Raw genomic sequence first — 22,251 nt, forward strand, 5'->3', positions numbered from 1 at the left:
GCCAGCAAAGTCGGGGCGGGCAGGAATCGTGTTCCGGTATTACGGTAAAAAAGGAAATAATTACGGAAAAAGACGACAGCTCGGCCGCTCCCCGCCCGAACGGGGGGATGTACGGGAAGCGCGACCGATTGCCAAGCCCAAAACAACGCGGCCGGTCCGCAATCCCGGTTTACCGCAGGACCGGCCGCAGCACCCGGTCGAGTACACCCTGGACCTTGGAAATGGCCACCCCGTAGTTGGTGACCGGCACCCCGCGCCGCACGCACTCCTTGATGCGACGGAGCATCTCCATGCGGCCGAGCATGCAGGAGCCGCAGTGGATGACCAGGGCGAACCGTTCCAGGTCATCGGGGAAGTCGTGGCCGGCGTGCATCTCGAAATGCAGGTCCCGGCCCGTGTATTGGCCGATCCAGCGGGGGATCTTGACCCGGCCGATGTCGTCGGCCTGGACGTGGTGGGAGCAGGCCTCGGCCATGAGCACCGTGTCGCCGTCCCGGAGTTTGTCGATGGCTTGGGCCCCGGCGGCCAGCGTCGGCAGGTCGCCCTTGTAGCGGGCGAACAGCGTGGAAAAGGTGGTGAGCGGCACGTCGTCCGGCACGTCGCCCGAGACCTTGAGGATGACCTGCGAGTCCGTGACCACCAGGGCCGGCGGCCGGCGGAGGTTTCCTAGCGCCGCCTCCAGTTCGCGCTCCTTGACCGTCACGGCCACGGCGTCGCCGTCGAGGATCTCGCGCAGGACCTGGACCTGCGGCAGGATCAGCCGGCCCTTGGGCGCGGCCAGGTCGATGGGCACCACGCAGACCACCGTGTCGCCCTCGCCAAAAAGGTCGCCGGCCAGGACCGGCTCGCGCAGGGCCTCGGCCGGGGCAAGGGTCATTATCGCCTCCTTGACCGCGACGGCCCCCTGGCCCGTGGCCGCGCTGGCCTCGGCCGTGCGGATGCCTTGGTCCCGGCACCAGGCCAGGTCCGAGGCCGGGGGCGAAGCCAGGTCGGTCTTGTTGAAGACGACCAGAAACGGGACGTCCAGCCGGCGGATGTCCGCGATGACGGCCCGCTCGGCTTCGGTCAGGCCCGGGCCGGCCTCGGCCACCACCACGGCGATGTCCGTGCGCCACAGGACCTTTTTCGTGGCCGCCATGCGCAGGGCCCCCAGCTCGCCCGTATCGTCCAGGCCGGCCGTGTCGTAGAAGGTGACCGGCCCGAGCGGCAACAGTTCGTAGGCCTTGGCCACGGGATCGGTGGTGGTGCCGGCCACATCCGAGACGATGGCCACATCCTGGCCGGTCATGGCGTTAAGAAGCGACGACTTGCCGGCGTTGGTGCGGCCGACCAGGGTGATGACGAGCCGGACCCCGCGCGGGGCCTTGGTTTCGGAGGCTTCAGCCATGGTGTTTCCTTTTGGAGTTGCCGCGGGCCGTGGACGGCACGAGGCCGACCCGTTCGATGGCCCGGCGCACGGCCGCGACGCGTGCGGCCGCGTCGGCCCGAAAGGCGTTTTTCCCGGGATAGATGGCGTAATCGCCGCTGACCGTTTCCGGGGTCAACGACGGCATGACCACGTTGGCCCCGACGGTCAGGCCCTGCTCCCTAGCCCCGTCGCGCAGGGCGTTCAGGGCCGAGGTGGAGGGGATGTTGGCCAGGGGGTTTAACAGCCGCAGGATGGCCATGGCCCGAAAGGCCGTCAGGATCGATCCGGAGGCCTCGTCGCCGTAGGGCGTGTCCGGGTTCGGCACAAAGGGCCCGACGGCCAGCATGTCCAGGTCCAGATCGGACAGGCGGATGAGATCCTTGGCCAGGATTTCCGGCGTCATGCCCGGCAGGTCGGTGATGAGGCCCGAGCCGACCTCGTAGCCGGCCTTCTTGAGGGCCTCGATGCGCGAGAGCCGGTCGGAAAGGAGCAGGCCCGGCCGGCAGCGGGCATAGAGGGCCTCGTCGAAGGTCTCGACCTTGAGCAGATACCGGTTGGCCCCGAGGGCATGCCAGTAGGCGAAATCGGCCTCGGGCCGGTCGCCGAGCGACAGGGTCACGGCCACGTCGGCGATCTCCCGGGCCCCGGTCACGATCCGGCCGATGTCCTCCCGGGTGTAGGCGAAGTCGTCGCCCGACTGGACCACCACCGTGCCGAGCTGCAGGTCCCGGGCCAGGCCCACGCAGGCCAGGATGTCGGGCACGTCCAGGCGGTAGCGGGAAAGCCGCCTGTTGCCGCGGCGCAGGCCGCAGTAGCGGCAGTTTTTCTCGCAGTGGTTGGAGAATTCGATGACCCCGCGAAGGAACACCTCGTTGCCGAAGTTCTGCCGGGTCAGGGCGTCGGCGGCGGAAAAAAGGCCCGGGTCGTCGGCCCCGGCGAGCAGCTGCGTGATTTCGGATGGGCGCATGGGGACTCCGGGTTGGTCAGGCCAGCCGGCGGGCGGCGGTCCGGGCGGCCACGCATTCGCAGACCAGCCGGTAGGCGCCGACGGCGGCGGGGGGCAGGCCGTCCGGGCCGGCCCCGGTTTCGGCCCGGTCCAGCAGGTCGGCCACGTCGGCCGTGACGGCGAGCCACAGGCCGAGGGGGGCCGGGACCGGGCCGTGGAGGTAGTGGCCGGCCAGCACGGTGTCCCCGACGAGGAGGATCGGGGCCAGGGGCAGGGCGGCGGTCAGGTAGAGCCGGACCTTCTGGGGGTGGCGCGAGGCCAGGGTGTCCAGGAAGGCGGCCGAGGCCGCGAACTCCCGCTGCAGGGTCGCGGCCGGCATGTCCTGGCGCAGGACCCCCCGAAACTCGTCCCACCAGTCCGCCCCGGTCCGGGGATCGAGGGAGACGATGTCGCACCGCTCGAACTCCGGCCGGGCCATGGCCACGTCCAGGGCGTCGATCATGGCCCGGTCGCGGGCGAAATTGGAATAGAGGGCGGCGTGGAAAAAGAGCCGGTCCGCCCCGGCCACCAGCCCGGGCAGGCCAACCCCGGCCAGCCCCGCCAGGACCCGCACCCCGGTATTTTCCTGTTCCCTATTCATTCCCACCCCCTTTCTCCCCCTTCCAGGGGGTCCGGGGGGGATGATCCCCCCCGGCCGCCGGAGGCATCCCCCTTTTCTCCCTCCGCTTGCCGCAGGCAGGCATAGTCTTGCGTCTCATATCCGAGCTTGCGCATCCTCTTGGGCGCGAGGAGCGCGGCGGCGTCTTCGGGCGCGAGCATCCCCTTGGCGGCGAGGTGTTCGGCCAGGGGCCGGCCGGCGGCGTCGGCTTCGGCCAGGAGCCGGGAGACGGCCGCGTAGCCGAGGGCCGGCACGAGCACCGTGGCCAGGGCGTGGCTTTTTTCCACCAGCTCCCGGCAGCGGGCTTCGCCCGCCGTGATGCCGGCCAGGCACTTGTCCGTGAAAAGGCGCGCCGCCTGGACGAGGAGGCGCAGCGACTCCAGGAGGCTGTGGGCGAGAAGCGGCATGAACTGGTTGATCTGGAGCTGGCCGAGGCCCGCGGCCAGGGTCAGGGCCTGATGGTTGGCCATGACGCGAAGGGCCACCTGGCCCACGCATTCCGGGATGACCGGGTTGACCTTGCCGGGCATGATGGACGACCCGGCCTGCAAGGCGGGCAGGGTGATCTCGCCGATGCCGGTGGCCGGGCCGCTGGCCAGAAGCCGCAGGTCCGAGGAGATTTTGAGCAGATTGGCGGCAAAGGCCGAGAGGATGCCCGAAACCTCGACGAACGGGTCGGCGTTGGCCGTGGCGTCGATCAGATTTTCGGCCCGGGACACCGGCAGGCCGGTCAGGGTGCGCAGGTGTTCGGCGGCCCGGAAAATGAAATCGCGCGGCGCACCCAGGCCCGTGCCGATGGCCGTGCCGCCAAGGGGCACCTGCTTGATCCGCTCGCGGCATTTGAAGATGCGCCACCGGTCACGTGAGAGGGCTTCGGCAAAGGCCCCGAATTCCATGCCGAGCGTCAGGGGCACGGCGTCCATGAGCTCGGTGCGGCCGACCTTGACCACGTGGGCAAAGGCCGCCTCCTTGGTCTGGAAGGCCTCCTGGAGCCGGGCCGTTTCGGCTTCGAGGTCTTTCAAGAGCCACAGCGCGGCCACGCGAAGGGCCGTGGGAAAGGTGTCGTTGGTCGATTGGTGGAGGTTCACGTGGCCAAGCGGCGAAAGAAAGGCGTAGTCCCCGGGGGCCCGGCCCAGAAGCTCCAAGGCCCGGTTGGCCACCACCTCGTTGACGTTCATGTTGGTGGAGGTGCCGGCCCCGCCCTGGAAGGGATCGACCGGAAACTGGGCGTCGTGCCGGCCGTCGGCCACTTCCCGGCAGGCGGCCACGATGGCCTCGGCCCGCAGGGCGTCGAGGTGGCCGGTCTCCTGGTTGGCCAGGGCGCAGGCCGCCTTGACCAGGGCGAAGGCGCGGAGGAATTCCGGAAAAAGACGCTGGCCGGAGACGGGAAAATTCTCGACCGCCCGAAGCGTGTGGATGCCGTATAGGGCGCCCTCGGGGAGCGGCTTCGCTCCCAGGGCATCGCTTTCCTGTCGCATGAAGCCTGCTCCCCGAATGGCGACCCGATGCGCGCACGAGTCACCGGACCATCCGGCTCCCCGCGAACGCTGCGGCGGCATCGGTAACACGAATCGTCAGAAAGATCATTGCCTCCGGCGGCTGGGGCGCTGCCCCAGACCCCGCCGGGGCGCTGCCCCGGACCCCGCCGGAGGCGCTGCCCCGGACCCCGCCAGGGCGCCGCCCTGGACCCGCCGGGGGGAATGATTCCCCCCGGACCCCCCCGATGGTGGGGCCGGGACGGGTGCGGCGTAGGTCCGAGAGGGGGGACGGACGCCGCATCGATTCCGGCCCCACCAGCGTTTGGACGCATCGGGGGACACGAGGAGAAACAGTTCAAAGAGCGTACCCCGTCCCCCTTTCGGGGGGTCCGGGGGGGATGATCCCCCCCGGTGGGGTGGGTCTGGGAGGGGCAAAGCCCCTCCCAATTCTTATAACCGCTGGCGCTTGAAGTAGTGGGTGTGGAGCAGGTGGTGCGACTTCTCGGACAGCGGCTTGCCGAGGAACTTCTCGTAGAGTTCGATAATGTAGGGGTTCTGGTGCGACTTGCGCAGCGGCTTGCCCGCGTCCTCGTCGTAGAGGACCTGGGTGCGCAGCTTTAAGAGTTCCACGTCGCCGTGGTGGTACGGCTGTCCGCCGCCGCCGATGCAGCCGCCCGGGCAGGCCATGACCTCGATGGCGTGGAAGGTCTCGCCTTCGCGCACGCGCTCCAGCAGCTTTCTGGCATTGCCGAGGCCGTGGGCCACGCCGATGACCAGCTCGTGGGGGCCGACCTTGACCACGGCCCGCTTGACGCCTTCCATGCCGCGCACGCTTTCGAACTCGACCTTTTCCAGGGTCTCGCCGGTGGCCAGTTCGTAGGCGGTGCGAAGGGCGGCCTCGATGACGCCGCCGGTGACGCCGAAGATCGGGGCGGCACCCGTGGACGCGCCGAGCGGGGCGTCGAAGTCCTCGTCGGGCAGACCGGCGAAGTCGATGTTCATGAGCTTGATCAGCCGGGCCAGTTCGCGGGTGGAGATGACGACGTCCACGTCCGGGTTGCCGTCCACGGCGAATTCCGGCCGGGCCCGCTCATACTTCTTGGCCAGGCAGGGCATGACCGAGACCACGACCAGCTTGTCCCGCGGGATGCCGAGGAGGTCGGCGTAGTAGGTCTTGGCAATGGCGCCGAACATCTGCTGGGGCGACTTGGCGGTGGAGGGCACGTCGAGCATGTCCGGGAACTGGTGTTCGAAGAACTTGACCCAGCCCGGGCAGCAGGAGGTGAGGATCGGGAGCTTGGCCGTCTGGTCGCCGTTTAAGTGGCGGGTCAGGCGGTCCAGGAATTCCGAACCCTCTTCCATGATGGTCAGGTCGGCGGCGAAGTCGGTGTCGAAGATGTGGTCGAAGCCGAGGCGGCGAAGGGCGGCGGCCATCTTGCCCGTGACCGAGGTGCCCGGCGCGATGCCGAGGTCCTCGCCGAGGGCGGCGCGCACGGCCGGAGCGGTCTGGACGATGACCACCTTGTCCGGGTTGGCCAGGGCGTCGAGGACTTCCCGGGTGTGGTCGTGCTCGACCAGGGCGCCGACCGGGCACACGGCCACGCACTGGCCGCAGTTGGTGCACACGGTGTCGGCCAGGTTCATCTCGAAGGCCGGGGCGACCACGGCGGTGAAGCCGCGGTTGACGCCGGAGAGCACGCCGCAGGTCTGGACGACGTTGCACATGGTCTCGCAGCGGCGGCACATGATGCACTTATCCATGTCGCGGATGATCGAGGGGGAGATGTCTTTGCGGTAGTGGGACATCTCGCCGCCGTCGTAGGGAGACTCGCGCACGCCGAAGCGTTCGGCCAGGGTCTGGAGCTCGCACTCGCCGGACTTGGCGCACACGAGGCAGTCCTTGGGGTGGTCGGACAGCAGGAGTTCGAGCACCGTGCGGCGGGCATTGAGGACGCGCAGCGTGTTGGTCTTGACCACCATGCCCTCGGACACGGGGGTGGCGCAGGCCGGGGCCAGGTTGCGCCGGCCCTGGACCTCGACGACGCAGATGCGGCAGGAGGCGCCCTTGTTGTTGATGCGCAGATCCTCAAGATTGAGGTAGCACAAGGTCGGGATATCGATATCCAGCTTTCTGGCGGCGTCCAGAATGGTGCTGTCGGCCGGCACGGACGTCGTCTTGCCGTCTATGGTTATTGTCATCATGGACATTGCGGACCTCCTTGATCCTTATATCTTGATGATGGAGTCGAATTTGCACTTGTCGTAGCAGGCGCCGCACTTGATGCACTTGGTGGCGTCGATGGTATGCGGCTGCTTCTTCGTGCCGGAGATGCACTCCACCGGGCAGACCTTGGTGCACAGGGTGCAACCGGTGCACTTGGCGGGATCGATGGTGTAGGTCAGCATGGCCGTGCAGACGTGGGCCGGACACTTCTTGTCCTGGACGTGGGCCGCGTACTCGTGGCCGAAGGTGTCCATGGTCGAGAGAATGGGGTTCGGCATGGTCTGGCCAAGGCCGCAAAGCGCCGTGTCCTTGATGACCTCGGACAGGGACTTGAGCCTGTCGAGATCGGCCTGGGTGCCCTTGCCCTTGGTGATCTTGTCCAGGATCTCGTAGAGGCGCTTGGAACCGACGCGGCAGGGCGTGCACTTGCCGCAGGTCTCGTCCATGGTGAAGTCGAGGAAGAACTTGGCGATGGACACCATGCAATCGTCCTCGTCCATGACGACCATGCCGCCGGAACCCATCATGGACTTGCGCGCGATCAGCGACTCGTAGTCGATGGCCACGTCGAGGTCCTTGTAGGACAGGGCCCCGCCCGAGGGGCCGCCGGTCTGCACGGCCTTGAAGGCCTTGCCGTCCGGGCAGCCGCCGCCGATGTCGAAGATGACCTCGCGCAGGGTGATGCCCATGGGCACTTCGATCAGGCCCACGTTCTGGATCTTGCCGGCCAGGGCGAAGACCTTGGTGCCCTTGGTGGTGGCGGTGCCGATGCCGGCGAACCAGTCGGCGCCGTTCAGGATGATGGCGGGCACGTTGGCGAAGGTCTCGACGTTGTTGACGATGGTCGGCTTTTCCCAATAGCCGGACTGGGCCGGGAAGGGCGGCTTGCTGACGGGCTCGCCGCGCTGGCCTTCCATGGACCGGATAAGGGCCGTTTCCTCGCCGCAGACGAAGGCGCCGGCCCCGTACTTGATTTCGATGTCGAAATCAAAGCCCGAGCCGAAGATGTTGGTGCCAAGGAGCCCGTAGTCCCGGGCGTCGTCGATGGCCTTTTTCAGGCGCTTTATTGCCAGCGGATACTCGGCCCGGATGTAGACCGTGCCCACGGTGGCGCCGATGGCATAGCCGCCGATGGCCATGGCCTCGACCACGGAGTGGGGGTCGCCCTCGAGGACGGCGCGGTCCATGAATGCGCCGGGGTCGCCTTCGTCGGCGTTGCAGACCATGTATTTCTGGTCCGCGGCGTTGGCCAGGGCGATGCCCCACTTGACGCCGGTGGGGAAGCCGCCGCCGCCCCGGCCGCGAAGCCCGGAGCGTTTGATCAGGTCCACCACGTCGGCCGGGCTCATGGTCAGGACCTTGGCCAGGCCCTCGTAGCCGCGCAGGGCGATGTAATCGTCGATATTTTCGGGATCGATGAAGCCGCAGTTGCGGGTGGCGATCCGAAGCTGCTTTTTCTGGGTGGTCGTCGCTGCCATATCGTCGTCTCCCGGTAGGTTTTTTACAGGACTACCCGTTCGTAGTTGACGGGGATGATTCCCTCCACCGGTTCGCCGCGCATGACGTACTCGGTGATCAGTTCCCGGGCCTTGGTTTCATCGACCCCGCCAAACACCACCGGGGCCTTGCCCGGCAGCGTGATCTCCACGGTCGGTTCGGCGTAGCAGTAGGTCATGCAGCCCGACTGCATGAATTCCACCCCGGTCAGGCCGTTTTGGGCCACCTCGTCCTGCATGGCCTCCAGGGCGGTCCTGCCGCCGGCGGCGATGGAACAGGTGGCCAGCGACACGTTGATGATGGTCTTGCCGTTCTTGGCGGCCTTGCGGTCCAGGATCTCCTGACGCTTGACCTTTAATTCGTCGAGGGTCTTTATGGTGCTCATGAAGCGCTCCTTGGCTGTCTGGCTGTCGTTGCGGCCTCCCCGGCCCGTCCGGCCGGGGCAGAGGGGGCCTGCCTAGTAGTCGGCCAGGATCTTTTTCACCTGGCCGGCGGTGACGTTGCCATAGACCTTCTCCCCGACCATGACGATGGGAGCCAGGGCGCAGCCGCCGACGCAACGCAGGGTGTCGATGGAGAACTTGCCGTCAGGGGTGACGTCGCCGATGTCGATCTTGAGCTGTTCCTTGAAGGCCCGCACGACCTTGTCCGCGCCCTTGACGAAGCAGGCGGTGCCCATGCACACGGAAATGGGGTGCTTGCCCTTGGGGACCATGGTGAAAAAGGTGTAGAAGCTGACCACGCCGTAGACCTGGGCCAGCGGCACTTCCATGTAGTCGGCCACGAACTGCTGCACTTCGATGGGCAGGTAGCCGAAGACGCTCTGGGCTTTGTGGAGCACGGTGACCAGATGGCCTTGCTTCTGGGGCAGGGCCTCGATGAACTGGACGACTTCCCGGTACAGCGGCTGGGGCAGCACGGCCTGGTCCGGCACCCGGCATTCTCCGACCGCTTGACAAGTTGAGTTTTGCATACGGAAGCACCTCTCCTTGTGGCATTTTTGAAGTTCCTGGAAAGCGATGTCCGCGCCTGCCGCCAAGAAAGCCTCTCCCGGTGCGGTGGACGTGGTCGCGCGGCCTCGCCGTCATTTCCTGCCCCCCTGACTTTGTGATTATTTTCACAATCTAGGGGGGCTTACTTCCATCGGTTTGCCCAGCCTCGGCTTCGGCTGGACAAAGCCGTGTGTTCCCTAATCTGCCCCCCAGGCAGCAAATTCCGGGCCAACTATAAAAACGGAATAATTTCAGTGCGTTGTATTTTTCGGCTGGAATGGCGGTCCGGCTGCGGAGGCCGGACGGGACATCGGTGGGCGGGAGAGGCGGCGGAGACTTGGCGAGTGATTTTAAAAAGCCTTTAAAATCAGGTGTCTTGAAAGAGAAAAGACAAAGTGCGCTAGCCGGCGGGAAAAAATGGGTCAAAATGCTCCCCCTCCCGGGCGGCCCAGGCTTCTGTTTGCAGCCGTCTGCACGGTATTGGGTTTTCAGGTCCATCGTAGCATAAACGTCTTGGAAATGCATCCCCCTTTTCGGGCGAACGCGGCCTGGGCGGGCCGGCGCGAAGGCCGGCGGCGGCGCTTGGAACGGGAAGGGGGCAGGCGTGGCGGGAAAGGAAGGGACTCCGGCCATCCCGGCAGGGCCGGGACGGCCGGGGCTTAGGCCAGCATGTCGTCGATGAGCTGGCGCAGGTCGGCGGCCTGGCCGGTCAGCCGGGCCACGGCCGTGTCCGATTCCTCCATGGCCGCGGCCGTGTCGAGGGAGATGCGGTGGATCGATTCCACGGTGCGGGCGATCTCCTCGGTCACGGCCGACTGCTCGTCGGCCGCCGTGGCAATGGCCTGGACCTGGTCGGCCGAGGCCGTGACCAGGCCGACGATGCCGGAGAGGGCCTCCCCGGACCGGCGGGCCAGGGTGTCGGCCGCCTCGATGGCCGTGGCCGTTTCCTGGACGCTGACCACGTGCTCCCGGGTGCCGCATTGGATGGCGGTGACGGCCTGCTCCACCTCCTTGGTCGCGGTCATGGTCTTTTCGGCCAGCTTTCGGACCTCGTCGGCCACCACGGCGAAGCCCCGGCCGGCGTCCCCGGCCCGGGCCGCCTCGATGGCGGCGTTTAAGGCCAGCAGGTTGGTCTGGTCCGCGATGTCGGAGATGACGTTGATGATGGCGCCAATGCCTTGGGCCTCCTGGCCAAGGGCCGTGATGTCCTCGCGCAGGGCCCCGGCCTTGTCCCGGATCCGGCTGATCAGGGTCACGAGTTCGAGCACGGTCCTGGACCCGTCTGCGGCCTTTTGCCGGGCGTCCGTGGCCGTGTCCGCGGCCGCGGCCGCGTTTTTGGCCACCTCCATGACCACGGTGTTCATTTCGCCGATGGCCAGCGTGGTCTCCTGGGCCGCGTCCTTCTGGGTCCTGGCCCCGCCGAGGGCGAGACGGACCTTTTCGTAGAGCGCCTCCCCGGTCTGGCCCAGGTTGGCCAGCACGCCTTCCAGGGTGTGGGCGGCGGCCACCGCTCCCTCGCGCCGGGCGGCGATGGCCCCCTCCCGGGCCGACTCGGCCTCGGCCAGGCAGGTTCCGGCCCGCTCGGCCTCGCTGGCCGCCTCGCGGGTCTTCTGGTCGGCCTCGAGGATCTTCCGCTTGAGGTTGTCGACCAGGGTGCACAGGGCGTTGGCCAGGGTGGTGATTTCGTCCATGCGGCCGCCTGTCATCCTCCGGTCCACCCGCTTGTGGATCTCCAGGCAGGCGTCCATGTCGCCCGTGGCGATGCGTTCGCTGTGCGATGACAGAAAGGCCAGCCGGTCGATGATGGACCGCTTCATGAAAAACCACAGCGCGGCCACGAGTGCCGCCAGTCCGGCCAGGGAGAGCAGGCCCGCCTTGACCTGCGTGTTCCGCAGGGCCGCCATCTCCGGAGACACGTCCTCGGCGGTCACCAGGGCCCCGAGGACGGCCCGGCTGGCGCCGTGGCAGTGGTGGCACTCGGGCGCGTTCTTGACCGCCCGGATGGTGAGGAAGGTCGGCCGGCCGGCCACGTCTTCCAGGCTGTCGGCGTCCTGGCCCTGGCCGAGGGCCTGGTCCAGGAGCGCGGCCAGGCCCGGGTCGGCCACGGTGTCGGTCAGCCGCCGGCCCAGGGCGGCCGGGTCCGTGCCGTAGGTCACCGACCCTCGGAAGTCGGTCAGAAAGACCCGGGACTTGTCGCCGGCGGCGGCGATCTTGGCGAACTGGGCCGTGGTCCCCTCGTTGTCGCCAAGGACCATGGGTTCGTTGACCACCAGGGAGGTGAGGGTGGCCGCGCGCATGGCCGCCTCCCGGGTGCGGCCCACGGCCATGTCGTGCTGCCACAGGGCGTTGGCCGCGAAAAGCCCGGCCAGGGTGGCGGTGACGACGAGGCTGACGAGGAGGAGCGCCTTGGCGCCGAGGGAATGGGTGCGTTTGGACATGGTGCGTCTCCCGGGCGGATCGGGTCCTGGTGGCGGTTGGGATGGCCGGCCCTGGTCGTCTCGGCCCCGGCGGCGGCGGCCGGAAACGCCGCCGGGCCTGGACGTCCGCGTCAGTGGGCCCCGGCCCGCAGGAGCGGCTTGAAGCCGAAGGCGCGGACCCGGGTGGCGTTGTGGCACCCCTGGCAGTCGGCCACGGAAAGCTTGCCCTTGATGGCTGCCGGATCGCCGGTGGCGGCGTGGACCGAGCCCGGGCCGTGGCAGACCTCGCAGCCGGCGTCGGCCAGCTCCGGCGTGGCCGAAAGGCTCGTGAAGCCGCCGGGCCGGCCGTAGCCCGTGGCATGGCAGGCAAAGCAGCCGGCCAGCTCCTCCGGGGTCAGGCTTTTGGCCATGAGCCTGACACTCCGGGACGAATGGGCCTTTTTGGAATGCTTGCTGTAGGCGTCGTACTCGGCGGCGTGGCACCCGGCGCAGGCGGCGTTGCCGACATAGCGGGCCTCGTCGCACCGGCCCTCGCCGGCAAACCGGAAGCAACAAACGGCCAGGGTCGCGGCCAGAACGCGGAAAACGGATCGCCATGCCATGTCCGTGCTCCTTGGGGCGGCGAAGCGGGGCGGCCGGCAAAGAGGCGGCCCGCGCCTCGCTTGCGGTGGAAACCCGCGCGTTCCTGGCCGGGGCCGGGGTCACGCGGGGCGGTTGTTTTCGTGATAACCAAGAGCAAGATGCATACCGGAAGCCCGGTTTCGGCCGCGTTTGGCGGCAGGCGGGCCAGGGGCGGGCAGGGGGCGGGGACGCGGCGCGGCGGCCGGCTTTAGAGGGCCGTAAATACTGAATATATTCTTGCGATGGGTCCGGAGGCGGCGAGGGGGCCGGGGACAACGGCCGGGGAGCCGGGCCGCGGGCCGGGAAGGGCGGGGGGCGGGGTGTGACCTTTTGCCTCAAACCCGCCGCCATGGTGGGTCAGATGATATTGTACTCGCGGATCTTGCGGTAGAGCGTCTTGCGGGAGATGCCAAGGGCGGTGGCGGCCAGGGTCCGGTTGTTGCCGAAGCAGGCCAGGACCTTGCCGATGTGCTCGCGTTCCACGGCCTCAAGCGACAGGAAGTCGTGGTCGCCCTCGGCCTGGAGCGAAAGCTCGCGGGGCAGGGCGTTTTCCGTGATGACCCCGGCCTCGGACAGGATGACCCCGCGTTCGATGACGTTTCGAAGCTCCCGGATGTTGCCGGGCCACTGGTAGTTGATGAGGCACGACATGGCCCGGTCGGAAATGCGGTAGGTGCCGCCGGCCTGAACCCGGTCCAGGAAATAATCGACCAGCAGCGGGATGTCCTCCTTGCGTTCGCGCAGGGGAGGCAGCTCGATGTTGAAGACGTTGATGCGGTGGAAAAGGGCCTCGTGGAACCGGCCGGCCTCGGCCTCCTTGGCCAGGTTGCGGTTGGTGGCGAAAAGCAGGCGCAGGTCGGTGGTCCGCTCGTCCTTGTCCCCGACCCGGCGGTAGGTCTTGTTCTCGAGGGTGCGCAGGAGCGAGGCCTGGACCTCCATGGGCAGCTCGCCGATCTCGTCGAGAAAAAGCGTGCCCTTGTTGGCAAAGGTCATGAGCCCTTCGCGGTTCTCGGTGGCCCCGGTGAAGGCGCCCTTGACGTAGCCGAAGAGTTCGCTACGGGCCAGCTCCTTTTGCAGGGTGGCGCAGTTCTTTATGACATACGGCTTGTCGGCCCGGCGGGACAGGGCCTGGATGGCCGTGGCCGCCACCTCCTTGCCGGACCCGGATTCGCCGGTAATGAGGACCGGCACGTCGGTGGGGGCGACTTTTTCGATGAGAAACCGGATCTGCTTGACCGCCGCCGAGTTGCCGACGATCTGCTGGGGCTGGTTCCGGCTCTGGGCGTGTTTGAGCTGGCGGTTCTCGAACCGCAGGCAGGCCCGCTGGTAGGCCCGCTCGACGATGAGCTCCAGCTCCTCGAGGTTGAACGGCTTGGTGATGTAGTCGTAGGCCCCGAGCTTCATGGCCTCGACCGCGCTGTCGATGTTGCCGTGACCGGTGATGATGATGACCTCGACGTCGGGCATGTGCTGGCGGATTTCGACCAGGAGGTCGAGGCCGTCGGCGTCGGGCAGGCGCAGGTCGAGGACCACCACTTCGTAGGTGTTGCGCCGGGTCATCTCGCGGGCCTGGTGGGCGGTTTCCGCGGCCGTGACCGTGCGGGCCGGGGAGGACAGCTCCTTTTTGAGCAACTTGCCGATGGAGGGCTCGTCGTCAACCACCAAAACGGAATAGGGGCTGGTCACGATGTTTTATCCGGATTGACCGGGAACTTCACGGTGAAGACCGCGCCCTGGCCGGGCTGGCTTTTGACCGTGATGTCCCCGTGGTGTTTCTGGACGATGGACATGCATGTGGAGAGGCCGATGCCGATGCCCTTGCCCGCCCGTTTGGTGGTGAAAAAGGGTTCGAAGAGCTTGTCCATGTGTTCGGCCCGGATGCCGTAGCCCGAGTCTTCCACGGACAGGCAGACCGACTCCGGGACGGACTGGAAGGTGGTGATGACGATGCGGCCGGGCCCGGCGATGGCGTCCATGGCGTTGACGAGGAGGTTCAGCATCACCTGCTTGATCTGGTGTTCGTCGCCGAGGACCTTGGGCAGGCTTTCGCACAGGTCCACGCGCACGGTGATCTTGGCCTGGTTGCGCTGTTTGAGGTGGCTGCGCAGGAGTTTCAGCGTATCCTCGACCACGGCGTTCAGGCTCACCGGGGAAAAGCTCACGGTCTTGTGCCGGGAAAAGGTGAGCAGCGTAGTCACGATGTCCTGGCAGCGGCGGCATTCGAGGAGGATGGTGCTGACGTAGTCCTCCACGTCTTCCATGACGCCCGGGTCCACCTTTTCGCGCAGGGCCGGCAGGCGGCGGCGCAGGCCCTCGGCAAAGCCGAAGATGGCGGTCAGCGGGTTGTTGACCTCATGGGCCACGCCCGTGGCCAGCATGCCGATGGTGGCCATCTTCTCGGCCTGGTAGAACTTGGCCTGGTATTCCTTCTCCCGGGTCACGTCGCGCTTGAAGACCAGGATGTGGCTCTCGGGATCGTCCGGGTGGCGGATGGGGGAGGCCACCATCTCGTATTGGATGTTTTTTCCGCCGATCTTGAAAATGGCCGTCTCCCGGCAGATGTCGCCCGTGGCAAAGGACTTGCTGGCCGGGCACTCGGGGCAGGGGGTGTCCTGGTTGCGGAAGATCTTGTAGCAGAACTGCCCTTCCGGGGCCGGCTGCGGGAAGGTCTGGCGGAAGACGTGGTTGACCGACAGGATGCGCAGGTCGGGCGCGAGGACCATCATGATGTCCGTTATGCCGTCGAGGATGGCCGCGATTTCGCGGCGGCGCTGGGAGGACTGGGCGTTGGCGTCTTTTAAGGCCTCGATGGTCTGGCGCAGCTCCTGGAAAAATCCGAGCTTGCTGTGCTCGATGCCGATGAGGTCCTCGAGGGACGGGGCGCGCCAGGGCGTCACCAGGCCTCCTGGCAGACGCCAAGGAGCGATTCCCAGCTGGCCGGCCGGGGATTGGTCAGGGTGCAGGCGTCGTTGACCGCCGTCTTGGCGATGGTTTCCAGACAGCTGCTGTCCGGCAGGATGTCCCGCAGCCGGACCGGCACGTTGAAGTCCCCGAAAAACCGCTCCAGCCAGTCGATGCCGGCCAGGGCGATGTATTCCGAGGAGCACATGCGCGGGCCGCACACGATCCGGCCGATGGCGGCCAGCTTGTCCACGCCCGCCGGGAGGTTGAACCGCATGACCGGCGGCAGGAGGATCGGATGGACGAGGCCGTGGAGCACGTCGAACATGCCGCCGAGGGAATGGGCCAGGGAGTGGCCGATGCCAAGCCCGGCGTTGGAAAAGGACATGCCGGCGGCCGTGGCCGCGATGCTCAGGTTTTCGAGCGCCTCGATGGACCGGTCGTTTAGGGCCGGGCGCAGGTTCTGGGCGATCAACCGGATGGCTTTCAAGGCCTGGAGCTCGGTGAAGGGCGAAGACAAGAGCGACAGGTAGGATTCCACGGCGTGGGCAAAGGCGTCGATGGCCGAGGCGATAATCAGCTCTTCGCTCTTGGTGAGTAAGACCAGCGGGTCGATGATGGAAATATTGGGCACGAGCGACCGGCTGATGATCGACATCTTCACCTGCCGGGCCACGTCGGTGATGATGCAGAACTGGGAGATGTCCGAGCCCGAGCCGGCGGTTGTCGGCAGAAAGATCATGGGGGGCAGGGGCCGCATGATCCGGTTGGCCCCTTCGTAGTCGCTGATCCGTCCGCCGTTGCCGACGATGGTGGCGATGCCCTTGGCCGCGTCCATGGGGCTGCCGCCGCCGACCGCGATGATGACGTCGGCCCGCTCGCGCACGTAGATTTCCGCGCCGTCGTGAACCTGATAGTCGCGGGGATTGGAATTGACGGCGTCGTAGTAGACCCACTCCAGGCCGTTGTCGCGCAGGATCTCCATGATCCGATCGACCCAGCCGGCCCCGACCAGGCCCTGGTCGCTGACCAGGAGCACACGCCGGCCGCCGAGGCGCTTGGCGCAGGAAGCCAGGTGGACGATGCTTCCCCGGCCGAAGATGATCTCCGGAATGGCGAATTTGCTGATCCGCATGGCGCTCCTTGGGGGTGGGGCGGACAGGATCCCGGCGCTCCCGGCGGCAACACGCCAGCGCAGGGGCCCGGGGGCCGGCCGGTCTCCGTCCGCTGGAGCCGCTCCCCGTGTACCGGGCCGCCGCCGGCCGGCAGGGGCAACCTTGCGGGAGATCAGGCACGATTCTCGTCGGTTGGAAAGTATAACGCCGCCATCCAAAAGGTCAAGCGGGCCGGGCGTCGGGCAGGCCGGGGCGGGCCATTCGCGCCCCCCGAAACGAGGAGGGAAAAAGGCGCACCCGCAGGCGCGAAGGGGCAATCGGTATCGTTGCAACGATAAAGGACGCGCAAAAGAGTTGCCAGCCGAAGGCGTCCGGGATAGATACCGACTGAACAGCCATTCAAGAAGAGGTGGCCCCGTGGAAGCCAAGATCAACGCCATTGTCGCGGCCGCGAGCAGACTCTTTGCGGCCAACGGCTTCGACGCCACTTCCGTCCACGACATCGCGGCCCAGGCCGGGGTGGCGGCGGGCACGATCATCTATCATTTCAAGTCCAAGAAAAATCTTCTCTTCATCATCGCCCGCCAGGCCCTGTCCGGACTCTTGCGGGCCCTGGGCAGGGAAGCCGCGGCCGCGGCCGAGCCCTGGACGGCCTTGCAAGCCATGGCCCGGGCCTTTTTCCGCCATGTCCGCGACAACCGCGACGCCTTTGGCGTCCTCTTCCGGGACGACCCCTTTCTGCGCTTCGACCTCGACCGCCATCCCATGGCCGACCTGGCCATGCTGGAGCGGCGGTGCGCCGAACTGATCGGCCTGGAACTTGAACGAGGATTCAGCTCGGGAGTCTTCCACGAGGTGCCGGTGGCGGAGACCACGCGCGTCATCCGGGGCCTGTGGCTCGGTTGCGCCCAGACCCTGGTCCGGGACCCGTCCCTGGCCGATCCCACGGCCGAGGTGGTGGCCTTCATGGCCGGCCGGCTTTTGGCCGGCCGGGGCGGGTGCCCGGAAGGATGAGGGCGCTTGACGGTTTTTCTATGGCAAATAGAGGTTTATGGTGTGACGGTTCTTGTCGGTGCGGCCCAGGAACGGCCGTGTCAGGGACGGGCGGTGGCCGGCGGCGGGCGAAGCGGCCGCTGCCGAAACATGGGTCCGCAACGGGTGTTGCAAGGCAAGGAGGCTTTCCATGCAGTGGTTTTACGACATGCGGGTCGGGTCGAAGCTCATTATGGCCTTTATTCTCATGGCGGCCATCACGGCGGTGGTGGGGTACCTCGGCATCGACAAGATGGGCGTTATAAGCGGCATGGCCGACGATATGTACGCCAAGGAGCTCCTCGGCGTATCGTATGTCAAGGAAGCCAATATCAATCTCGTCTACCTCGACCGGGCCACGAAAAATCTGCTTCTGGCCTCATCGGAAGCCGATCGCAGCAAGTACCAGGAAGGGATCGCCAAATATCGGCTGGAATACCAGAGACAGCTCGACCTGGCCCGGCCGCTTTTTTACACCGACAAGGGAAAGGAGCTCCTGGCCAAGCTTGGCCGGGCCTGGGACGAATACCAGCCCCTCCTCAACAGGATCGTCGAAATCGCCAAGAACGAAGACCTTGCGGCCAAGCGGGACTCCGTGGATCTGTCCATGGGCCAGGGGCGTGAGAAGATCAACGTCATCGACGATGCCCTGACCGAACTGACCAGGGTCAAGGAAGCCAACGCCAAAAGCTATGCGGACCTGACCACCCAGATCTACGACAGCAGCCGCCTGCTCCTGCTCGGCATCATCGCGGGCAGCGTGCTTTTGGGGTTGGGCCTTGGCATTTTCATCGCCCGGATCATCAGCCGTCCCCTGAACCGGAGCGTGGCCTTTGCCAACGCCCTGGCCAAGGGCGACACGGGCCAGTCCCTGGACATCCACCAGAAGGACGAGGTGGGTGTCCTGTGCGACGCCCTGCGGTCCGTGGCCAAGGCCGAGGCCGACGTGGCCGAAACCGTCTCGCGCATGGCCCAGGGCGACCTGGAAGTGACGATCACCCCCCGGTCCCAGGCCGACGTTCTTCTCTCGTCCCTGGGCGGGCTGCTGGCCGCGGACCGGACCGTGGCCGCCCTGGCCGTCAAGCTGGCCGAGGGCGACCTGCGGGTGGAAGTCCGGGAGCGGTCCGAACAGGACGGCCTGATGCTCGCGCTCAAGGAAATGGTCGGCCGGCTGGTGTCGGTGGTCCAGGAGGTCCAGTCCGGGGCCGAGAATGTGGCCTCCGGGGCCCAGGAGATGAGCGCCTCCTCCGAATCCCTGTCCCAGGGCGCCTCCGAGCAGGCCTCGGCCGTGGAGGAGAGTTCCTCGTCCATGGAGGAGATGAGCGCGGCCATCAACCAGAACGCGGACAACGCCCGCCAGACCGAGGGACTGGCCCGCAAGGCCGCCGAGGACGCCAAGGAATCGGGCGGCGCCATGACCCGGACCGTGGCCGCCATGCGCGACATCGCGGCCAAGATCTCGATCATCGAGGAAATCGCCCGGCAGACGGATCTCTTGGCCCTCAATGCCGCCATCGAGGCGGCCCGGGCCGGGGAGCAGGGCCGGGGCTTCGCGGTGGTGGCCTCGGAGGTCCGCAAGCTGGCCGAACGCAGCCAGGCCGCGGCCGCCGAGATCAACACCCTGTCCGCCTCCAGCCTGGCCGTGGCCGAAGGGGCCGGCAAGCTGCTCGAAAAGCTGGTGCCGGACATCTTAAAGACCTCCGATCTGGTCCAGGAGATCGCGGCCTCGTCCACGGAACAGAGCGCCGGCGCCTCCCAGGTCAACCGGGCCCTGCAGCAGCTCGACCAGGTGGTGCAGCAAAACGCCTCGGCTTCCGAAGAGCTGGCCTCCACGGCCGAGGAGCTTTCCTCCCAGGCCGAGCAGCTCCAGGCCACCATCGGCTTTTTCCGGTTAAACGGCGGCCGGGCCGCCGTCCAGCGTCCGGTCCCGCCGGCCCGGGCCGCCAAGGCCGTGGCCGCCCGGGCCCCGGGCAAGGCCCTGCCGGCTGCCGGCCGTGGCGTGCCTTTGGACCTCGGCAACGACCTCGGAGCCGATGACAAGCAGTTCGAACGGTTCTGAGGCGGCCTCCCCCAGGGCGGCCGTCGCTTCCTGGAGCGCACGAAGACGGAAAAGAGCCTCTCCCCGGGAGCCGCGGACACGGATATCGGGGAACGACACGACCGGGGCGAGCAAGGAGAACCCATCATGGCCGACGCAGGCAACACGCAATCCCAGCGCTATCTGACCCTGACCCTTGGCGGCGAACTGTTCGCCCTGGACATTTTCGCGGTCCGGGAGATCCTCGATTACAGCGAGATCACGCGCATTCCCCAAACTCCGGCCTCCATGCGCGGCGTGGTCAACGTCCGGGGCAACGCCGTGCCCGTGGTGGACCTCGGCCTCAAGCTCGGGCTCGGCGAGGTCGCCCACACCATCCATACCCGCATCGTCATCATGGAAGTCTCCCATGACGGCCAAACCGCCCTCATGGGGGCCCTGGCCGATTCCGTCAAGGAGGTGCTGGACCTGAGTGCCGACACCATGGCCCCGCCGCCCAAACTCGGCGCGTCCGTGGACGCCGGATGCCTCAAGGGCATCACCAACCACGGCGGCCGGTTCATCCTGCATCTGGACATGGACCGGGTCTTTTCCACGGACGAGATCCACGACTTGAGCGGCCTGCTGGCGGAGGGGGGGCCGGGGGCGGACGCGGAAGCCGGGGCCCTGGCCTGAGCCGGACCCGGCCCGGCGGGAATTTTGTATTTGTTCGGCGATAGGAAATATTGCATGGTGTCGCTTTGGTTGCGGCCATCCGATGCAAGGGAAGTGTCTGGGGCGTCCCGGCCGGGGGAGGACTCCGGCCATGGCCGGGCGGATACGGGTGCGAGTGTGGTGGGGGCCGGCTTCTTTTCCGGGCCATGAGGATATCAATCGCCGAGGAGGGCGTATGCAGTGGTTTTATGACATGCGGGTGGGAACGAAGCTGATCCTGGCCTTTGTCCTCATGGCGGTGCTGACCGCCCTGGTCGGCTCCATGGGCATCCACAATCTCGGCATCATGAACGACCTGGCCGGCGCCATGTACACCCGGGAGACGCTCGGCCTCAGCGCCATCAAGGAAGCCAACATCAACCTGGTCTATATAGACCGCAACGTCAAAAACTACATCCTGGCCGCGACCCCGGAAGAGCGCAAGGAGTTCCTCGACCGGATACGCTTCTACAAGAAAGGCTTCCAGGACAGCGTGGCCCTGGCCCAACCGGCGTTTTACACCGAAAAGGGCAAGCAGTTGCTTCAGGTCCTCGACAAGGCCTGGGCCGAACTGCAACCGGTCTTCGACCAGATCGTGGCCGCCGCCGCCAAGGAGGACCTGGAGGCCAAGCGGGAATCCGTGTCCCTCATGATGGGGACGGGCCGGGAAAAGCTGCGGGCCGTGGACGAGGCCCTGGACGTCCTGTCCCAGCGCAAGGCGGAAAACGCCAAGAATTTCGCCGCCGAGACCAGCCGGATCTACGAGACGGACCGGCTCTACCTGAGCGGCCTGGTCATCGGCAGCGTCCTGCTCGGCCTCGTGCTCGGGGTGTTCATTTCCCGGGCCATCAGCCGGCCCCTTGGCCGCTGCATGGACTTCGCCAAGTCGCTGGCCGCCGGGGACACCGGGCAGGCGCTCGACGTCCGCCGGGCCGACGAGGTGGGGCAGGTCTGCGAGGCGCTCCGGGCCGTGGCCGAGGCGGAAAGCGGGGTGGCGCAGAATGTGGCCCGCATGGCCCTTGGCGACCTGGAGGTGCGGATCACGCCCCGGTGCGAGGCCGACGTGCTCCTCAAATCCCTGGCCGGCCTCTTGGCCGCGGACAAAAGCGTGGTCGAGGCGGCCGGCAAGATGGCCACCGGCGACCTGGACGTCGACATCCGCCTGCGCTCCGAAAACGACGCCCTCATGAAGGCCCTTGGCGCCCTGCTCGAGGCCGACAAGAACGTGGCCGCCCTGGCCGGCCGGCTGGCCGACGGCGAGCTGCGCCTGGATGTCACGGAGCGGTCCGAGCGCGACGGCCTCATGCGGTCGCTTCGGGAAATGGTCGGCCGGCTGACGGCCGTGGTCCAGGAGGTCCAGTCCGGGGCCGGAAACATGGCCGCCGGGGCCGAACAGCTGTCCGCCTCGTCCGAATCCCTGTCCCAGGGCGCCTCCGAGCAGGCCTCGGCCGTGGAGGAGAGCTCCTCGTCCATGGAGGAGATGAGCGCGGCCATCAACCAGAACGCGGACAACGCCCGCCAGACCGAATCCCTGGCCCGCAAGGCCGCCGAGGACGCCCGGGAGTCCGGCGACGCCATGACCAAGACCGTGGCCGCCATGCGCCAGATTGCCGCCAAAATATCCATTATCGAGGAGATCGCCCGCCAGACGGATCTCCTGGCCTTGAACGCCGCCATCGAGGCGGCCCGGGCCGGAGAGCAGGGCCGGGGGTTCGCGGTGGTGGCCTCGGAGGTCCGCAAGCTGGCCGAGCGGAGCCAGGCCGCGGCCGCCGAAATAAACACCCTGTCCGCCTCCAGCCTGGACGTGGCCGAGGGCGCGGGCAAGCTACTCGAAAAGCTCGTGCCCGATATCTTGAAGACCTCCGAACTCATCCAGGAGATCGCGGCCTCCTCCCACGAGCAGAGCGCCGGCGCCTCCCAGGTCAACAAGGCCCTGCAACAGCTCGACCAGGTGGTGCAGCAAAATGCCTCCTCCTCCGAAGAGCTGGCCTCCACGGCCGAGGAGCTCTCGTCCCAGGCCGAGCAGCTCCAGGCCACCATGGCCTTTTTCCAGGTGGGCAACCGGTCGCCGCGCCAGATCGCCGCGCCGGCCGCGCCCAAACGGGCCCCGGTCCGTGGCGCCAAGGCGCTGCCCGGCGCGAGGACACAGCCCCCCCTGGTCGATCTCGGCCTGCCGGGCGAAGCCGAGGACGTCCATTTCGAGCGGTTCTGAGGCGACGACGCGGGCCTGT

17 protein-coding genes are annotated in these 22,251 nt (G+C 67.2%); 4 read left to right on the plus strand and 13 right to left on the minus strand.

Going from position 1 to position 22,251, the window contains the following annotated elements; translation table 11 throughout:
* Positions 1-169: 169 nt before the first annotated feature.
* The 13 genes from hydF to DFW101_RS12980 form a co-directional block, all read right to left on the minus strand.
* Positions 170-1,387 carry a [FeFe] hydrogenase H-cluster maturation GTPase HydF gene (gene hydF, locus DFW101_RS12920; RefSeq protein WP_009181971.1) on the minus strand — a complete coding sequence of 406 codons (1,218 nt, stop codon included), beginning with the start codon at positions 1,385-1,387 and terminating at the stop codon, positions 170-172.
* Positions 1,380-2,375 carry a [FeFe] hydrogenase H-cluster radical SAM maturase HydE gene (gene hydE, locus DFW101_RS12925; protein WP_009181972.1) on the minus strand — a complete coding sequence of 332 codons (996 nt, stop codon included), beginning with the start codon at positions 2,373-2,375 and terminating at the stop codon, positions 1,380-1,382. The genes hydF and hydE overlap by 8 nt, the downstream gene beginning before the upstream one ends.
* A 16-nt stretch (positions 2,376-2,391) precedes the next feature.
* Positions 2,392-2,994, minus strand: coding sequence for a hypothetical protein (locus DFW101_RS12930; RefSeq protein WP_009181973.1), 603 nt, complete (start codon positions 2,992-2,994; stop codon positions 2,392-2,394).
* Positions 2,991-4,490, minus strand: a complete 1,500-nt coding sequence (locus DFW101_RS12935) for an aspartate ammonia-lyase (protein WP_009181974.1) — start codon at positions 4,488-4,490, stop codon at positions 2,991-2,993. The genes DFW101_RS12930 and DFW101_RS12935 overlap by 4 nt, the downstream gene beginning before the upstream one ends.
* 450 nt (positions 4,491-4,940) lie before the next feature.
* The gene (locus tag DFW101_RS12940; protein WP_009181975.1) at positions 4,941-6,698 is read right to left on the minus strand and encodes an NADH-dependent [FeFe] hydrogenase, group A6; all 1,758 of its coding nucleotides are present in this window, start codon (positions 6,696-6,698) and stop codon (positions 4,941-4,943) included.
* A gap of 18 nt (positions 6,699-6,716) precedes the next feature.
* Positions 6,717-8,192 carry an NADH-ubiquinone oxidoreductase-F iron-sulfur binding region domain-containing protein gene (locus tag DFW101_RS12945; RefSeq protein WP_009181976.1) on the minus strand — a complete coding sequence of 492 codons (1,476 nt, stop codon included), beginning with the start codon at positions 8,190-8,192 and terminating at the stop codon, positions 6,717-6,719.
* Positions 8,193-8,215: 23 nt separating this feature from the next.
* Positions 8,216-8,596 carry a (2Fe-2S) ferredoxin domain-containing protein gene (locus DFW101_RS12950; RefSeq protein WP_009181977.1) on the minus strand — a complete coding sequence of 127 codons (381 nt, stop codon included), beginning with the start codon at positions 8,594-8,596 and terminating at the stop codon, positions 8,216-8,218.
* 72 nt (positions 8,597-8,668) lie between these two features.
* Complete coding sequence (gene hndA, locus DFW101_RS12955; RefSeq protein WP_009106639.1) at positions 8,669-9,184, minus strand: NADP-reducing hydrogenase subunit HndA; 516 nt, start codon at positions 9,182-9,184, stop codon at positions 8,669-8,671.
* 678 nt (positions 9,185-9,862) lie between these two features.
* Positions 9,863-11,641, minus strand: a complete 1,779-nt coding sequence (locus DFW101_RS12960; protein ID WP_009181978.1) for a methyl-accepting chemotaxis protein — start codon at positions 11,639-11,641, stop codon at positions 9,863-9,865.
* Positions 11,642-11,751: 110 nt separating this feature from the next.
* Positions 11,752-12,222 (minus strand): cytochrome c family protein, encoded by a 471-nt coding sequence (locus DFW101_RS12965; protein ID WP_009181979.1) that lies wholly within the window; start codon positions 12,220-12,222, stop codon positions 11,752-11,754.
* 376 nt (positions 12,223-12,598) lie between these two features.
* Positions 12,599-13,927 carry a sigma-54-dependent transcriptional regulator gene (locus tag DFW101_RS12970; RefSeq protein ID WP_009181980.1) on the minus strand — a complete coding sequence of 443 codons (1,329 nt, stop codon included), beginning with the start codon at positions 13,925-13,927 and terminating at the stop codon, positions 12,599-12,601.
* Entirely contained in the window at positions 13,924-15,138 is a 1,215-nt protein-coding gene (locus DFW101_RS12975) for a two-component system sensor histidine kinase NtrB (RefSeq protein WP_009181981.1), read from the minus strand. Before DFW101_RS12975 ends, DFW101_RS12970 begins: the two co-directional genes overlap by 4 nt.
* Complete coding sequence (locus DFW101_RS12980) at positions 15,135-16,277, minus strand: iron-containing alcohol dehydrogenase (RefSeq protein ID WP_009181982.1); 1,143 nt, start codon at positions 16,275-16,277, stop codon at positions 15,135-15,137. The genes DFW101_RS12975 and DFW101_RS12980 overlap by 4 nt, the downstream gene beginning before the upstream one ends.
* 397 nt (positions 16,278-16,674) lie before the next feature.
* On the opposite strand from DFW101_RS12980, the gene DFW101_RS12985 reads away from it, so the two are divergent.
* The 4 genes from DFW101_RS12985 (at position 16,675) to DFW101_RS13000 (ending at position 22,232) form a co-directional block, all read left to right on the plus strand.
* Complete coding sequence (locus tag DFW101_RS12985; RefSeq protein WP_009181983.1) at positions 16,675-17,271, plus strand: TetR/AcrR family transcriptional regulator; 597 nt, start codon at positions 16,675-16,677, stop codon at positions 17,269-17,271.
* Positions 17,272-17,440: 169 nt separating this feature from the next.
* The gene (locus DFW101_RS12990) at positions 17,441-19,348 is read left to right on the plus strand and encodes a methyl-accepting chemotaxis protein (RefSeq protein WP_009181984.1); all 1,908 of its coding nucleotides are present in this window, start codon (positions 17,441-17,443) and stop codon (positions 19,346-19,348) included.
* 126 nt (positions 19,349-19,474) lie between these two features.
* On the plus strand, positions 19,475-20,002 hold the full coding sequence (locus tag DFW101_RS12995; RefSeq protein ID WP_009181985.1) for a chemotaxis protein CheW: 528 nt from the start codon (positions 19,475-19,477) through the stop codon (positions 20,000-20,002).
* Between the two features lie 214 nt (positions 20,003-20,216).
* Positions 20,217-22,232 carry a methyl-accepting chemotaxis protein gene (locus DFW101_RS13000; RefSeq protein WP_009181986.1) on the plus strand — a complete coding sequence of 672 codons (2,016 nt, stop codon included), beginning with the start codon at positions 20,217-20,219 and terminating at the stop codon, positions 22,230-22,232.
* Positions 22,233-22,251 lie beyond the last annotated feature (19 nt).

It is taken from the genome of Solidesulfovibrio carbinoliphilus subsp. oakridgensis, assembly GCF_000177215.2.
Lineage (GTDB): Bacteria > Desulfobacterota > Desulfovibrionia > Desulfovibrionales > Desulfovibrionaceae > Solidesulfovibrio > Solidesulfovibrio carbinoliphilus.